At 39.4% G+C, this 16,545-nt stretch carries 15 protein-coding genes; 13 read left to right on the top strand and 2 right to left on the bottom strand.

Annotated elements, in window-relative coordinates; all coding sequences use genetic code 11:
* The first annotated feature begins 20 nt into the window (after positions 1-20).
* The 11 genes from NXR94_RS07140 (at position 21) to NXR94_RS07090 (ending at position 12,582) form a co-directional block, all read left to right on the top strand.
* The gene (locus tag NXR94_RS07140) at positions 21-1,046 is read left to right on the top strand and encodes a DUF563 domain-containing protein (protein WP_258103909.1); all 1,026 of its coding nucleotides are present in this window, start codon (positions 21-23) and stop codon (positions 1,044-1,046) included.
* A 3-nt stretch (positions 1,047-1,049) separates the two neighbouring features.
* The gene (locus tag NXR94_RS07135) at positions 1,050-2,204 is read left to right on the top strand and encodes a DUF563 domain-containing protein (RefSeq protein WP_258103908.1); all 1,155 of its coding nucleotides are present in this window, start codon (positions 1,050-1,052) and stop codon (positions 2,202-2,204) included.
* An 11-nt stretch (positions 2,205-2,215) separates the two neighbouring features.
* Positions 2,216-3,304 (top strand): glycosyltransferase, encoded by a 1,089-nt coding sequence (locus NXR94_RS07130; RefSeq protein WP_258103984.1) that lies wholly within the window; start codon positions 2,216-2,218, stop codon positions 3,302-3,304.
* Positions 3,297-4,100: a glycosyltransferase family 2 protein gene (locus NXR94_RS07125; RefSeq protein WP_258103907.1), complete on the top strand. Its 804-nt coding sequence runs from the start codon at positions 3,297-3,299 to the stop codon at positions 4,098-4,100. Before NXR94_RS07130 ends, NXR94_RS07125 begins: the two co-directional genes overlap by 8 nt.
* Positions 4,097-5,266, top strand: a complete 1,170-nt coding sequence (locus NXR94_RS07120; protein WP_258103906.1) for a hypothetical protein — start codon at positions 4,097-4,099, stop codon at positions 5,264-5,266. Before NXR94_RS07125 ends, NXR94_RS07120 begins: the two co-directional genes overlap by 4 nt.
* The gene (locus tag NXR94_RS07115) at positions 5,263-6,228 is read left to right on the top strand and encodes a glycosyltransferase family 2 protein (RefSeq protein ID WP_258103905.1); all 966 of its coding nucleotides are present in this window, start codon (positions 5,263-5,265) and stop codon (positions 6,226-6,228) included. The genes NXR94_RS07120 and NXR94_RS07115 overlap by 4 nt, the downstream gene beginning before the upstream one ends.
* Entirely contained in the window at positions 6,228-7,244 is a 1,017-nt protein-coding gene (locus tag NXR94_RS07110; RefSeq protein ID WP_258103904.1) for an acyltransferase, read from the top strand. Before NXR94_RS07115 ends, NXR94_RS07110 begins: the two co-directional genes overlap by 1 nt.
* Entirely contained in the window at positions 7,244-7,906 is a 663-nt protein-coding gene (locus tag NXR94_RS07105; protein WP_258103903.1) for a bifunctional 2-polyprenyl-6-hydroxyphenol methylase/3-demethylubiquinol 3-O-methyltransferase UbiG, read from the top strand. Before NXR94_RS07110 ends, NXR94_RS07105 begins: the two co-directional genes overlap by 1 nt.
* A 6-nt stretch (positions 7,907-7,912) precedes the next feature.
* Positions 7,913-11,476 (top strand): PKD domain-containing protein, encoded by a 3,564-nt coding sequence (locus NXR94_RS07100; protein ID WP_258103902.1) that lies wholly within the window; start codon positions 7,913-7,915, stop codon positions 11,474-11,476.
* A gap of 114 nt (positions 11,477-11,590) precedes the next feature.
* The gene (locus NXR94_RS07095; RefSeq protein WP_258103901.1) at positions 11,591-12,079 is read left to right on the top strand and encodes an Lrp/AsnC family transcriptional regulator; all 489 of its coding nucleotides are present in this window, start codon (positions 11,591-11,593) and stop codon (positions 12,077-12,079) included.
* A complete protein-coding gene (locus NXR94_RS07090) occupies positions 12,076-12,582 on the top strand; it encodes a phosphoribosyltransferase family protein (protein ID WP_258103900.1) in 507 nt (168 codons plus the stop codon). The genes NXR94_RS07095 and NXR94_RS07090 overlap by 4 nt, the downstream gene beginning before the upstream one ends.
* Here NXR94_RS07090 and NXR94_RS07085 read toward each other — a convergent pair.
* Both NXR94_RS07085 and NXR94_RS07080 read right to left on the bottom strand, forming a co-directional pair.
* Positions 12,579-13,646, bottom strand: coding sequence for a hypothetical protein (locus NXR94_RS07085; RefSeq protein ID WP_258103899.1), 1,068 nt, complete (start codon positions 13,644-13,646; stop codon positions 12,579-12,581). The two genes, NXR94_RS07090 and NXR94_RS07085, sit on opposite strands and share 4 nt — an antisense overlap.
* On the bottom strand, positions 13,646-14,719 hold the full coding sequence (locus NXR94_RS07080; RefSeq protein ID WP_258103898.1) for a glycosyltransferase family protein: 1,074 nt from the start codon (positions 14,717-14,719) through the stop codon (positions 13,646-13,648). The genes NXR94_RS07085 and NXR94_RS07080 overlap by 1 nt, the downstream gene beginning before the upstream one ends.
* 178 nt (positions 14,720-14,897) lie before the next feature.
* On the opposite strand from NXR94_RS07080, the gene NXR94_RS07075 reads away from it, so the two are divergent.
* The gene (locus NXR94_RS07075; RefSeq protein WP_258103897.1) at positions 14,898-15,353 is read left to right on the top strand and encodes a DoxX family protein; all 456 of its coding nucleotides are present in this window, start codon (positions 14,898-14,900) and stop codon (positions 15,351-15,353) included.
* 738 nt (positions 15,354-16,091) lie between these two features.
* On the top strand, positions 16,092-16,541 hold the full coding sequence (locus NXR94_RS07070) for a DoxX family protein (RefSeq protein WP_258103896.1): 450 nt from the start codon (positions 16,092-16,094) through the stop codon (positions 16,539-16,541).
* The last annotated feature ends 4 nt before the right edge of the window (positions 16,542-16,545 follow it).

Raw genomic sequence — 16,545 nt, 5'->3', positions numbered from 1 at the left:
TTGGTTTTATTCAGCCGTTCATGCGGGTAGAACATTACGAACAGGTTGATGGGAACTTTATTCAAGAGTTTTATCCAGGTGTCAAGGCATGCTCAAACAAGTTGGAGAATTTCCACTACTCATTATTTGAGTCCTACATTTATTCCTTAGACAAGCCTGTAGTTATAGATTCTTCAACGGGTTGGTCGTTTGCTTTTCGAGGTATTGTTCCACTATGGTATTCATTCCCATATGCCAAATTTCCATCTGGCTCCTTTTTGTATCCAACCTTAATTTGGATGCAAATCAAAAATCTTACATCTGTCTCTTCAAAAATTGAATATTCTAAGGCAGTTAACATGCTATGGTATGGTTGGTCTAATTATTATCATTTTTTTACCGATGTTATCCCAACCTTGTTATTCATTAGTAAAATAGGTCTAAAAGATGTTGTAATACTGATACCGAAGAATGCTTCTCAAAAATCTTTTGTAAATGAATTTTTCGGGATGTTTCCCGTACTAAAGGAATTGAAAATTGACTCTATTCCTTCTGGCACACAAGTCAAAATAAACTCAAAGGTTTTTTTCTCGAAGGCCTCTAGATACCAATATCCAATTAAATATTTAAATGATAGTCCATTTCGAGAGGTACTTTCACTGATTGGGAGCCGAGCTGTCAAGAGAATATTTCTGTATCGACCGTATGGTACTAGAAGATATTTAGCCAACACTTCTGAATTATCAGAATTTCTAAAATTAAAAGGGTTTGAATGTTATGATACAAGCAAAATGCCCCTGAAGGAACAAATAGCCCTTTTTAAAAGTGTGGAAATATGCGTAGGTGTTCATGGAGCTGGTTTAACAAACCTTGCTTTTTCTGATCAAACTTATACCCTCATAGAAATAGTACCGGAGTCAAAGTATACTCCACTACATTATGAACATCAAACTAAAATATTGGGGGGGAGCTATTTTAGGATTTGTGGAAAATACACCCAAAAAAGTGATGTATTTGCGGTTGAACTTGATGAACTCAAGGATTTAATTGAAAGCCTTGGTATATAACTTATGAAGTTTATTTTAATCGTATATAGGAGATTGTTGAAAGTGCTATGGGAGAGGTGGGTTAACAGTTCGGGACAGGTTGTTGATAGAAATTCATTGATTCAAAAATATCAGGTTAATAATTACTCAATTGAACAAGCTGTTAGTTTTCATGGTCGTACGCACAACTTTTACCCAAAAAAGTTTGAGAAGAAATTTGGTTGGCTGAATGATTATAAAAAAACACAAAGAATTGATAAACCATTTTATGTAAATATTAGAAATGCGGAGTTGAGAGGTAAACGCTGTTTGGCAATAGATTGTAATGGGAGTCTCATTTTGGAGTCTTCGGGTAATTCACTTGGATACCTGTTGAGGTCTGGAGATGCTAAATATGTTATGTTCCCTGGATTATTTAAAGCTTCAAAATCCGTTGGCTCAGCGTTTTCTCTTGTTGATTCACTCTCTCTCAATTATTATCACTGGGTGAATGATCTTTTACCAATGTTGGAGGCATATGAGGTTTTTGAGAGATTGACTCATGAAAGGCCAAAAATCATTATTGATAATGATGCTCCAAATTACCAATATGAGTTTCTAGAGGCACTTGGCTTTGGTTCAGAAATTTTTACATGGACTTCAAACCGATCTAAAGTGGATAGTCTGCTGGTAACATCTCGTAGATACCTTCAAGTGCCTTCCGAAGATCCAAAATGGGCCAAAACTCATATTTTATCAAAAGCTGGGTTTGATTGGTTAAGGAATAGATTGCCAAGAAGTACAAAATTGAATAAGAGAATTTATGTTTCAAGATCTGATGCGGGAGGAAGGAAAGTGGTCAATGAAATCGAGTTGTTGAGAATGTTGGAGGAATATCGTTTTGATATGGTAATACTCTCAAACATGAAGGTTTTGGATCAAATCCAGTTGTTTCAAGAGGCCTCGATTGTTGTAACGGCTCACGGAGCGGCTCTCACAAACACAATCTTTTCTGATAGTTTAGATGTGGTGGAGTTGTTTCCTGAAAGAAGGTATACGGAGAGCACTAGTACTTTTTATCAGATTGCGCATTACTATGGACATCAATACCATGTAGTTGCTTGCCAGCAAACAGAAAACGAAAATATTATAGTTGATATACATCTTGTTAAGGAGATTGTCAGCAAAATTTTAGAATAAAGAATTCGGTGATGCAGCCCAATGGGAAAAACATCCTTCTAATCTCCCCAGAGCCCTGGGATCATATTTTTGTGTCCAAGCACCATTATGCCAGGGTACTGGCCGAACGGGGTAACCACGTTGTTTTTGCGAATCCACCCAAGGGAAATTGGAAGCTTTCTGAAAGCGAATATGTTAATCTCAGTATTCTCGATTATCCTAAATTCATGAAAGGATTGAGAAAATTGCCTTCCTTTATTTCCAGTCGATTGATCCGTAATAGGTTGAAGAAGATTGAGAATTATTGCAAACGACGATTTGATATTATATGGTCTTTCGATAATTCGGTTTTTTTTGATTTTAGCTTGCTCCGAACATATAATATTTCTCATATCGTTGATCTCAATCAAAATTTTGAAACAGCCAGGGCTGCTGGTACGGCAGATGTGTGCTTTTATACCACTCAATTCATAGGTGAGAGGCTTAAAACCTATAATCCGAATGCTCACTTTATTCATCATGGTTATAATGATGGAGGAATTTCTGATCCAATTGAATTACCCGGTGAGCAATCGGTGAAGATCCTATATGCCGGTAATTTGAATATGCCTTATTTAGATTGGAAAAGTTTGAGTGACGCCATTTCGGAGAACCCTAATGCCGACTTTATTTTCGTTGGACCTTTGGCTGACGGTGAAATGATGTTGAATACAACGGAACAGTATTTCAACAAAGTTCGGTCAAATGAACGAGTACATCTTTTGGGCAAGGTGGATGCTGATGATCTTCCAGGATACTATGCTACTGCTGACGTTTTGATTATTTGCTATCAGGAAGAACATCATATGGACCAGGCCAATCCACATAAAATGATGGAATACCTGGGAACTGGAAAATGTATCGTTGCTACTTACACAGAAGCATTTTCTGAGTATCAAGACACCTTGATCGAGATGTGTGATCGGAATACTGAATTTCCGGATCGTCTTAAAATATGCATTCAGGATTTGAGTAGGTATAACAGTGCTGAAATCCAACAAAAACGTCGACAATTAGCTTTGGATAATACTTACACGCGACAAGTGGAACGCATTGAATCAATTATTGGGTTAGATGTCTGATTTGGTTTCTATCATAATGCCGGTATTTAATGCAGAGAGATTCGTGGGTGAGGCCATCAATTCTGTTTTGAATCAAACCCATCAGAATTGGGAGTTAATTGTCGTGAATGATGGTAGTACAGATCGCTCAGCCGAAATCATTCAGCGGTATAAAGATGATCGTATCAAATATTTTGAACAGGAGAATCATGGCGTAAGTTATGCAAGGAATAAGGGACTGACCGAAATGCAAGGCAATTTTCTGTGCTTTCTGGATGCCGATGATTTGTTGACAGAAGTCTCTTTGAGCTCACGTCTTGAAAAGTTTTCGGATAATAAGGAGTTGACCTTTGTGGATGGAAAGGTGCTGAAAGTTGATGAGGAGAGGAGGGATACCATTGGAAGTTGGCAACCTTCATATTACGGTAACCCAATAGAGGATCTTGTGGCCCTTGGAGGTCGGTCCTTTGTGGGTATTAGCTGGATGATTAAAAATCCAGACAATGGGATCAGGTTCAGGGAAGATATGACGCATGGTGAGGATTTACTCTACTATATTGAGTGGAGTAGAAGAGGAGGCCTATATGACTTTACGGATGAGGTGATATTAAAATACCGAATACATACCAGCTCGGCGATGTCCAGTTTGGGCGGTTTGGGAGAGGGTTATCGAAAGCTTTATCATCACTTACAAAACCTGAAATTGTCTGCAGACTTAATTAAGCAATTTCGATCCAAAGTCAGATCCATTATGTTTAAATCTTATTTACGAAAAGGAAATGTTGTGAAAGCATTGTCCTGGGCATGGAAAGTATGAAGATTCTCTTCTTTGGATATTGGGGCGCAAATGATGGTCTAAGCCAGGCCACTATTAATCCACATTTGACAATTTTAACTCAATTCGAAAAGGTTGAAAAAATAATCTATGTATCAATTGAGCGTCGAGAAGAAGGAGGATTTCTGGTTCCGAAAAATGCCAAAATAGAACATAGGCCTTATAGCTCTCGAAAACGCAGCAGATTTCTTTCGAAAGCTTCTGATTTTTTATCGATCCCATTTTTCCTAAAAAGAATAATCAAGCGAGAAAGTATTGATCTCGTTATGTGCAGAAGCTCACTGGCTGGTGGAATCGGGTATTGGGCTCATCGATTGACCGATGTGCCATTTACGGTTGAATCATTTGAGCCTCATGCAGATTATATGGCAGGTTTGGGGATATGGTCCAAATATGGTTTGAGTTACCAACTTCAAAAGTATCTGGAAACTTGTCAAAAGAAATATGCCATTCGTTTGATGCCACTGACTTTAAAGGCGAAGGAAAGGCTTATTAAAGAAGGGATCGATGAGTCAAATATTTCTGTCATGCCATGCGCTGTTGATTCAAAACAGTTCTCCTTTTCAGAAAAGGATAGAAATGATATTCGAAAAGGGCTGCGGCTGACCGACAGAGATATAGTTGGGGTTTATGTGGGTAAATTTGGAGGGCTGTACCTGGATCAAGAGGCATTTAGGATATTTCAAAAGGCCTTCGAGTATTTTGAAGGCTTTTATTTGATCCTGATTAATGTCCAACCAAAAACGCTGATTGAAGCGAGATGTAAGGAGTTTGATTTGAAAGCCGATAGGATTATGCATACATCGGTAGCTCACCATGAGGTTGGTAAATACCTGAGTGCCTCAGACATTGCCTTTTCTTTTCATTGCCCTTTTGCTTATTCTTATGCATTTAGTCCTATAAAAAATGGGGAATATTGGGCCAATGGCTTACCTGTGGTGATCTCTCCGAGTATAGGGGACGACAGCGAAATTATTGAAAGGGAAAATCTGGGAGTCGTATTAGATAAAAATATGGATATTGAGTGGAGTAGAGTTGTAATTCCGGATGTCAATAATAGAACCGAAAATGCTCAGGTTAAGGCAGCCACAGATTATCGTGGGGTTGAAAATACGAGAGAAGTTTATAAAAGCGTTTTGATTGAATGAACAATAAAAGGGAGGTTGACTGTTCGATCGTTATTGTGAACTACAATACGAGTAATTTAATTATTGACCTTATAGAAGGCATTGAGTCCTTCAATAACAAGTACTCCTATGAATTCATAGTAGTGGATAATGCTTCTCCAAATGATCAGCCTGAGTTAATCAAAGGAGCTTCATCCAATGTTGAATTAATTAACAATGATATAAACGAAGGTTTTGGCAGGGCCAATAATATTGGAATCAAGCTAGCAACGGGCCGGTATATTTTATTGCTCAATTCGGATACCGAGGTATTTGACAATGCACTTGACAAATGTCTCGAATTCATGGAGTCAAAATTTTCTATCGAGAATAACGTTGGTTTGATGGGTTGTCAACTGCTGAATAAAGATGGATCTCATCAACTTTCGACTTTTCAGAAATTCTATTTATGGAATTATCTGATTGCCAGTAATTCCCTCTTGAGTCGGTTTAGAAAGCGAGGATCCATTAGCTCAAAACAAAGCGGGTTTGTTGCGGGGGTCTCTGGTGCTTTCATGCTTTTCCGAAGCGAAGTTTTTCAAAAGGTAAAGCCATTTGATCCAGATATATTTATGTATTCAGAAGAAACGGAATTGTGTCGAAAAAGAGTAGGAAAGTTTTTCAATATATACTATTGGGCAGACGCAAGTATTATTCATCATGGGGGAGCATCCACTAAGAATCAACTTATTTTACAGGAAATGGTCTCCTTTGCGCTGATGTGGTATAAAAAGGGCCCGATTTTATACTTCATTTTTATCGCATCAACTGTAATTAATCGTGTTACAGATTTATTATTGATTGCATTTATGAAAGCTGATAACCGTTACAATTGTTGGAAAAGGCTTAAAATGACTCCGAGGTTTTTGTACTATCTTTTTTTTGAAATTCCTCGCTTCTCTGGTGAATGGGGAGGGAGGCCGAACCCTCTAAAAGTAGTTTAATGAGGGGCTATTCAAATTCATTTACCGCAATACGTCTTTTGGCTGCTTTTTTTGTGGTGTTCTCACATTCATTTGATTTATTGGGGCAGCCTGAACCTTTTGAGGGGTTAACCGGGATGAAATTGAGCAAGGTTGGTTTATGGATTTTCTTTTCTATTTCTGGCTATCTCATAACAGGAAGTGCTACTCATTCAAATAATATTAAATCCTATATCCTAAAGCGAGCAATACGAATATTTCCAGCTCTGGTGATTGTGGTTCTGATTTGTTTTTTGATTCTAGGGCCGATTTTATCCTTGATTCCATTTGATGAATACTACCGGTTGAATTCAAGTTGGGCTTATTTGAAGAATATCTTATTGTTTCGAAATGTGTATTCTATTCCGGGTGTATTTGAAGACAATCCAGCCGGTTCTGGGATTAATGGGTCTCTATGGACGCTAGCCTATGAATTTACGTTGTATATCCTGGCTGGGGCTTATCTAATAATTGATAAGAAAAGAATAATGTCTTATTGTCTGTTCATATTTCTGGTTATGTCCTCTTTCTATTTTGTAGGGAAGGTTTATCCTTTACTTACGGTTCCGGCACTTTACTTAAATGTGAAACATCTAGCGGAGTTTGGTATATTGTTTTTCATCGGATCTCTTATTTACCAGAGTAATAGATTTTCAATACATAAAACTAATTGGAAGATCGCAGTGTGTATGGTTGTCTTTCTTTCTGGCTTGTTGTTCATCCAAATGAATGAAATTGTTCTATTTCTTTTTTGCCCAATCGTGTTAATTATTGGCTTAAGAGAAACATGGTTTACTAAGCTTGATAATCTTGGGGATATTTCATACGGCGTTTATCTATATGCATTCCCCATACAACAGACCCTTATTTTCTTTTTTTATCCAAATATTTCGGTTTGGGTGCTATTTATTTTATCGATGTTCCTTTCTTCCGTTTTGGGATATCTATCATGGATTTTTGTGGAACACCCAGTGTTGAAATTAAAAGCTAAGATTTAATGTATTATTCCTATACTAGAAGAGGCCTAATTAAGTACATTCCTAATAAACCTAAAACGGCCTTGGATGTGGGGTGCGCGGAAGGAAATTTTGGAAATGCATTGAAAGAAGAGTTTGGATGTGATGTTTGGGGAATTGAGCCAGTCAATGAAGCCGCTGAAAAGGCAAAGCCTAAATTAGACAAGGTCATAAGTGATTTCTTTTCAAGAAAATTAGATTTACCAATCAAACATTTTGATCTTGTAACTTTCAACGATGTTCTTGAACATATGATAGACCCCTGGGATGCATTGGATCACACCAAAAATTTACTTTCAGAAGATGGTAGAGTGATGGCATCTATTCCGAATTTTCTGTATTTCTATGAATTCGTGCCATTTATGATATCTCAGGATTGGAAATACAAATCGGGTGGGACGTTTGACAAAACTCACCTCAGGTTCTTTACTAGAAAAAGTATAATACGATTATTTGAGGAGACGGGGTATGTAATTGAATATATGACTGGAATTGGCAAGGTAAAATCCAAAAAACTATGGTTACTCAACCTGTTGACGTTGGGCTTTTGTTCTGATATGTACTTTAATCAGTTTTTGGTTGTGGCCAAGCCAAAATTGAAACATAGGGAGAATTTATCGAAATTTGATTCTCAGGGATCATAACTTAGTATGAGGCATCACATCGATTCCGATATTCTTAATGGATTAATTTTACTCATCGTTATCGTCTGTTTTAATGGTGGTGTATTCGCTCAAGTATCTGCCAATTTTATTATCTCGGAAGACTCCGTATGTCAGAATGCATTCATTGAAATCAATAATGAATCATTCATGGCGGAGTCTTATTATTGGGACTTTTGTGGTGGGGAATTTGATCTTGCTCCGGCAAAAGTTGTCAAATCAATTCCAGAGAGTTATGGTAGCAATATATATGGACTAAAATCTATTCAATACCAAGGAGATGAGTATTTGTTTATAGTTGATCGTACTGGAAGAGTTTTCCGAATAAAGTTTTCGGGTGGGCTTATAATAGATAGTGAACTTATTGTTTCCTCTGGCCTTTCCTTGCCTTGGGATATAGACATAATTCAAGACCATAACGGTGAATGGTTTGGTTTTGTGGGAAGTGAAACTCAAGGTTTTGGGTTAATAAGACTCAACTTTGGTAATAGCATTACAAATAGTCCGTCCATTGATACTCTGGGAGTTTTTAGTCAAGGGGCTTCGAGGGTCCGGAGTGTTCACGTAGTTAATATCAATGATCAGTATAAGTTATTGCTTACTATTCAGGAAAGTAAAAGAATTTTGGTTGTTGACTTTCTCTCAGATTTATCAAATAACAATCCTACTTACAACGCTTATGATTTAGGCGGTGTACTGGGAATACCTGTTGATGCAGAATTCATTTATAAAGATGGTTCCTGGTTTGGCTATGTTCTGGAATTCTTATCAGACCGGGTTTATAGAGCGGATTTTGGAACAAACTTTTCTGCTATCCCAACCAACGTTACTCAAATAGCATTACCCGAAAACACATTAGGAAGACACCTTGAAATTGTTGATTTATCCGATACGATTTTTGTTCAGGTTTCAATGTTCTCAAATGGGCAGGCTAAGTCATATTGGTTAAGTCCTCCAACCGGGGGCAATACTGCAAATTACATTGACCACACTATTACGACAGGGGGGCATTTCTCCTTTTTATATGACAGTGGTCAATATAGGGGATACTCTTTTGAAGGCGGGTCCTTATATGAAATACGATATACTTCAGATTGTGGTGAAAACCTGGCCTTTTCTGGCGCTTCAGATATTGGGTGGCTGAAATATAATGTTGGGGGTGATAAACAAATTAGGTTAATCGCTGAAGCAAGTGATGATACTTATTCTGTATTGTCTGACACCATTCATGTTACAACTGATATAGTACCAGATGTGGTTATTAATATTGATGATAACAAGTGTTTACTTAATGCCAACTTATTTGGAGTAGATAATTCTCTAGATCTGACCTCCTTTTCCTGGGATTTTAACAATGACGGAATTGAAGACAGCAATCAAGAAAACCCTCAGGTGCTTTTTGATACATTGGGTGGGGTAGGATCCTACACCGTGCGGTTAGACGTCACCAGCGACAATGGCTGCCACAACTTCACCACACAAGACATCACTATTTACCCTGAGCCGCCAGTGCCTACCTTCGACATTGTAACTGATTTTTATTGTGTTGAGAACCAGATCTCTTTAGTCAATACCACGGACGATTCCGGTTATGATGGATTAGTTGATTATCACTGGACTGTCACGGACTTGGGAGATAGTACGACCACCGATTGGGACTTGCAATTCTCATCACCAGGTGAAAAAATCATCTCAGTTTACTCGTCTATTCCGGGATGTGAGTCGGTCACGGTTAAGGACACTCTTACTATTCTTGATTCACCAACGGTCGGTTTTTCAGCTTCCCAGACTTGCGATGGAGATCTCACAACTTTTACCAATAATAGTGTGGCCGATACCTATCAATGGGATTTTGGTGATGGAACCTTTAGTTCCGAAGTGAGCCCTGATCACCTGTATGCGAATGCAGGCACTTTTGAAGTGGTATTGATCGGAAGGGATTTGAATGGTTGTCCCAATACTGAAACACAAACGGTCAAGGTGGATGACCTGCCGGTAGCGGATTTTTCTTATTCTCAATTGTGTGCCGGTGAGCCAGCTGGTTTCACAGACCTTTCGTTGGTCAATGGAGGAAGTATTGTTGCCTGGAAGTGGTACGTTGACAGTAGTATCGTCTCTACTGCGCAAAACCCGGACATTGCCTTCGAAACGGGGGGTACACATTCAGTGCAGTTGGTAGCTTATGGCAGCAATAGCTGTGAGGATAGTATCTCGGTAATGGTGGAGGTGCAGGAAGAGCAGATCATTTCATTGAGTACGGAACTGAATTGCCTGGGACAGCCTTCAGTGTTTTTAGATGAAACGAGCTATGCGGTACCTGTTCAATCCCGCTTATGGTTAGTTGACGACGTGCTAATTTCCGGTGAGAGTGGAATTTCCTTGTCTCATGAGTTATTAGTGGCTGGAGAGCATAGCACCATGCTGATTGCGAATTTGGAAAATGGATGCACCGCTATCAAAGAGGTTACTTATACCCTCCCTGAAAATCCGGAATTTCTTTATACCACCAGTACATTATGCGATAATGAAGCGATTTTACTGACTGATACAACAGAGCAGATTGTTGGGAATGAAATACTCACAAGGACATGGTTTGTAGATGGCAAGAATGTGGGTAGCGGCATTTATGTAACAGTTCCGGGGCTTAGTTCAGGGAATCACCAGTTATCGGTGGTGTTGAGTACCGCCTTTGAATGCGAATTGGAAGTGATTGGCAATCTTGCTGTGAATGGGTCTCCCAACCCTGATTTTGTGTTGAGCTCTGATTATGGGATTCCTCCATTTAGCCTTTCTGCGACTAACCAAACAACCAATGCAACCTCCTACGAGTGGTATTTGGATGATGAACTCATTGCGACTTCTATGGATATCACCACCACGATTATCGATGAAGGGCTGAAGGAATTAAAGTTGGTGGCCTATAATGAGGAGGGTTGTATGGACAGCGTGATTGCAATTATCAATTCTGCACTGCCTCTCATAGACCTGGAATTGCAAGAGCTTCAATTATCTGACAACGGAAGCCAAAAAGAGATTTTAGTTCAGGTTCAGAATAAAAGTAATCTTCCGGTCGAAGTGATAGATTTTAATCTAACACTAGAAAATGAGTTTACGCTGAGCGAAAGGGTGCTAAAGAGGATTGATGTCGGTAAACAAACTGTTATAAAGCTCAAAACGACTATTCCTTCACAGTCAACAGCTATTGGCTATTTGTGCGTTACGGGTAGCACAAGTTATGAAGTGGAGGATGTTACACCGGTTAATAATGAAATTTGTGCCTTTGTATCCGGAAGTCGTGCGGTTGTCGAACCACCGTATCCCAACCCAGCCAAAAACAGTGCTTCCATCAATGTTATTTTACCTGAGCAGGGTAATATCAAAGTCAGCATTTTGAACCTCGCAGGCGATGAAGTTGTTAAAAAGTTAATTTTAGATGCCAAACAGGGGTTGAATGTTTTTGAAGTCAGCCTACTAAGGATGGAAGCGGGTACCTATATTATTATGGTTGCCTTTGATGGAGGAAATAAGCAGTTTCGCATAATAAAGCACTAATAATGTTCTGTTTGTGAGCATTTTCCTGTCTTATAATTGTTATTTCAGAAGATTTAAGTATATTTTTCCAAATAATAATCACATAAATTATTTTGCTAGCAAATAAAATTTGGGATGAAGCTCAATTCACTACATTTGAAATTGGATGAGATCGATCGCAAGATTTTGGACATTCTGCAGTCCAATGCGAAGATCACCAATGCACAGCTATCCAAGGAGATAGGACTTTCTCCGGCTCCTACCTTAGAGCGGGTAAAAAAGTTGGAGAATTCCGGGATCATCAACAGCTATCATGCGATGTTGGATACCGATAAAATTGGGCTGGGGGTACATACGTTCGTACAGGTCACCTTAAAAGGACATAATAAGAAGAACATCGAATTATTCCTGAATGAGATCAATATGATTCCCGAGGTGATTGAATGTCATCACATTACAGGCTCAGGAGATTTTATTTTAAAAGTGATAGCAAAAGATATCACCTCCTACCAGCGCATCATGCTTGAAAAGGTAAGCGAAATTGAGGTAGTCGACAGCCTTCAATCTATGGTGATTTTGAGCACCTTCAAGAATAGCAAAGTAATGCCCATTCCTCAGATATGATTTCAACTGACAATCTGATAATTCCTGAAAAAACCGTCCGGCAAATCATCAAAAGGTTTGCCTACGAAATATTTGAAAACAACTTCGCTGAGAAGGAGATCGTCCTTGTGGGTGTCTACGATAAGGGCTACCAAATGGCTTCTCTTATTCAGGATCAACTTAAGGAAATTTCGGACTTTTCTAAAATTGCTTTGGTTAAGCTGAGCGTAAATAAAGAAAATCCACTTTCTTCTGAGATCCAGTTGGATCAGCCAATTGATGAGCTCTCAGGTAAATCCGTAGTACTAATCGATGATGTATTGAACTCAGGAAGGACCCTGGTTCATTGCTTAAAAGCATTGATGGAGACGGATGTCAAGAAGATAGAGACGGTTGTTTTGGTAGACAGAAGCCATAAGCGCTTTCCTGTGCTGGCCAATTATAAGGGTTACGAGTTGTCCACCACCCTTGATGAGCATGTGGAAGTGAAGCTGGATAGTGATTTTGGCGTGTACCTTTACTAGGAGCGCTTACTACTGATCCAGTACTCATCTTTGTACAACCCGGGATTTTTTGTCACCATATCCAGACTCAAGCGAACCAACTGACCCATGTTTTCGCATTTTAAAAAATCCGGCTCATCATAATGTATAGAGAGGTCCTTGGATAAAGAGATGATATTCTTTTCACTGGAGAGGGTTTCTCCGGACATCACCTCCATGAGGTCATCAATCCTTGTTTTTTCCATTTTTACCCGGTTGGCGATCAGTGCCCGCTCCTCACGCTGATATTGATGAACAGATTCCGGGGTGAGGTATTTTAGGCCAATTTTGATGATTGGGTTGTTTTGTTTGAAATACTGAGGAAGGTAAACAGCTTTCCGGCCTTCGTAGGATTGCTGGTCAAAATCAATTGCTCGTAGTCGATAGTCAACATCCTCGAAATCCGGGGTAATGTCCACCACAAAATTGCTGGAGTGCATATCCCCCAAAAGTCTAACAAAACACCTCTCGTTAAATTTGACAAACTCCTTTGCCAGTCGGATTTTATTAAGGTTAGGGTCCTGAAGATGTGTTTTAATAAACTGCTCTGCAGGAATGCCTACGATATGTTCTTCTATCAGGGTGTTTTCAAACACGACATAACTAATCCAGTTAGGCGATAAAAGATGCTCCAGCTCTAAACCATAGATTCTGGAAGCGTCACCCTGTTTGATATAGAAGTAGTCGAAGTTGTCGTTGAGGTGGTTGACAATACGCACCCTGAAGGGCTGTGTATTGCCATATACGCATAAATCAACGCGATCAACAAAAAGATGGTCCATGACTCCTAAATCGCCATCAGCCTTGAGGATTGCGTAGATTTTCTTGAGCGCAAAATGAATGTCGGACATTTCCTCTTGTGGATAGAAAACCGTTTCCCACAGCGTGTCATTCCCATGTCGGTCATATAGCGGAATGCTATTATCGTATCGTGTCAAATCCATATACCTTATGGGTAAGTCCACCAGCCGATCATACTTGCGCAAATAGGTTCTCAGGCGATCACTGATTTTGAATGGTATTTTCTTTTTGCTGATAATCGCCATTAGCTCAAATGTTTGATAAAATACTTGGGTGCTTCATCGGCCCATTTTCTAAACCATCCGGAGGTGTCCTTATATGTTGGAATATAATCAATGAGTTTGCTGATCTCAAATTGGTCGCTGGATATACCCGCGCCAGCCTTCATGGCATCTATGGCGTTGCAGGCCTGCTCATAATGCCCTTCTACCGGCACCATCAGTACGGGTTTGCCCATGTACATAGCTTCGCAAACAGACTCGAATCCGGCGGTGGTGATATAGCCCTTTGCTGAAGCCATCTTCTGAAGGAACTTTTTATCGTTCAACTGATGAAAAGTTAAGGTGTCATCCGCCACATATTCTTCAGGCCGGTCCTTCATATCCCAAAAACAATGCAAAGGCTGATCGGGTTTTTCTTTATGAAAATGCTCCACTTCTTCTCCATACCCGGGGTTCACCATATACGCGAGGATATGTCCTTCATTGGATATCTCTAAGGATTTGATTTCTTCACGCAGTAGGGGGGGGACTACAAAGAGCTTTTTCTTTGGAAAATCCTCGAAATATTGAAAGGACAAGCATAATATTTTATCCGCGCCCATGCTTGCGACCTTATTGCCCAGCTTCAGAGATGCTTTGTCGAGCTTACGCCCTGAAGGGAAGTCAAACTCTGGATGAGCCAAAAGGAACTGATGTGCTATGCAGACGAATTTAGCTTTCGGCTTTTTAATGAAATTGTAAATCCCACCCAGAAAGTCATAAAAGTTGATGATCACATCAGGTTCATCTTCCTTCACAATTTTATGAATGGCTTTGATCGACTTTCTGAATTTTTTGGTTTGCAGTATCGATTTGATAACTGTCTTTACAGGTTTGACAGATTTTTGGTTTTTATCCGTCTCAAAGTTGGGGCTTGCCAGATGTTCAATGGGTGCGCCAATTTGATCTACAAAAAATGCCGGGAGATTTCTTCTTTTACTTTTCCCAACGATAACCCTGCATACCTGATGGTTGCTTTGTCGGAGCATATGTGCCAGAGACAATGCCTGTGTCATGTGACCACGTCCCTCACCCTGAACGATGAATAAATACTTCATGCAATGAAATTTAGCAGGCATGTTGGCCTACCCAAAGTTAATTCCAACCTTTCAGGTTTTGGTGAAAGGAAGCTTTAAAGCTTTGTTATTAATTATTGGGAACAAATAGGCATGTTTGATCTTCTGGATTTTGAGAAGAAAATGTTGTATCTTTTAGAAACAACAAAACCCAAAAATAATGAGTGCAATTTCAGAAATTGAACATTGGGGTGATAGCCATCGCATGAACTGGATGGTGGCCCTAAGAGTGGCTTTAGGGGGCTTTCTCCTTTACAAGGGCATCTTTTTCGCAATGAATTTGGAGATGCTTCAGGAGATGTCTCGTGAACTGGCATTTATGTCCATGGGAGCTGCTCATTATGTGTTATTTGCTCACTTGCTCGGGGCGCCCTTGATTATTCTTGGATACTATACCCGGACGGCTTGCATTATGCAAATCCCGGTCTTGCTCGGAGCTGTCATTTTTGTCAATGCTCCAGCCGGGTTTATGTCTGTAGGCAATACCTATGAATTTTGGGTGTCGATAGTCACGCTTCTCTTGCTCGTTTTGTTCTCCATTTTTGGTGGGGCGAAGTATTCTTTGGATGAAATGAGAAGAAACCGTGATTTGAGGCAGGGAAATAATGCCCAGTAAGAAAGCATTACGTATTCTCAACCATTGTTGTACAGATCCAATAGCTGTTGATCTTGGTTCAATTCAATACACCCAAATACTGTCCTTTTGACGCTAGGAAAAATCTTCCTTCCTGTCATGTTGGACTAAAACCAAGAAGATATCCCACTTGCCTTGAGATAGATAGTATTGGGGTGTTTTAAAATGAATATTGTATGTTGGGAGTTACAGGATCAGTTGAAAAACTTGTGGGGGACGGTAAAAGGGTCTATTCAACTCAAGAATCACAATGGCTTGTTAACACAAAAAAATGTCTAGTTTCGTTTAGCGGGAGGGTCATCCAAGGCCAGCGTGAACTCTTTTGACATTGGAAAACTCTTATTGAGTAATTCAAATGACATAGTCAAAATAGTTTTTGGCGTTGGTGCCTTTTTTTTGCTTCATTTTCTTTTGGGCAAGCAAAAGAAAATGAAGGATACCTATTCATTTTTTAACAATTTGTTCGAACTATAGGTATTCATTGCGTTGGACAAATGGCAATATCTCAACGGAAATTTTGCTTGATCCGAGTTGCACTCCTTCCCATCAATAAAAATTGCCGGTATTTTTCTTTTGGCTATGTGCTCCGGTAGAAGCAAAAGAAAATGAGGTCGAATACATAATTTGTATTCTTGATCAATATCATAAGCTAAGCGTTCTGACATCATAGGTGATGACATCTAAATTTTGCAACTTTTAGATGTGCACCAAACTCCAAATATGATGTCTACATTTTCAAAAATTGAGCATTGGGGTGACGTCCATCACATGAATTGGATGGTGGCCCTAAGGGTATGTCTGGGATCTTTTCTTTTGTATAAAGGGATCTATTATGCCATGAATTTGGCAAAAGTGCAGGAACTGTCTGGTGAAATGTCATTTTTCGCTGTTGGGGTATTTCATTATGTACTCTTTGCACATTTGCTTGGAGCACCCCTAATTATTCTGGGGTATTATACTCGTACTGTGAGTATCATTCAGATTCCTATAGTTCTTTTCGCAATCATTGTTGTAAATGCTCCGGTGGCGTTTGGAGGGGGAAACTCCTTTGAGTTTTGGGTATCCCTAGTAACCCTTATTCTGTTGGTTGTTTTTTCCATTTTCGGAGGAGCGAAATATTCTTTTGATGAAATGAGAAGGAGGTGGGATAAGGATCATCCCGGACATTAGTAGA

It is taken from the genome of Marinoscillum sp. MHG1-6 (assembly GCF_024714475.1).
GTDB lineage: Bacteria > Bacteroidota > Bacteroidia > Cytophagales > Cyclobacteriaceae > JAMZMI01.
Note: the sequence above shows the minus strand (reverse complement) of the source record. Positions and strands in the feature narration are given on the sequence as shown.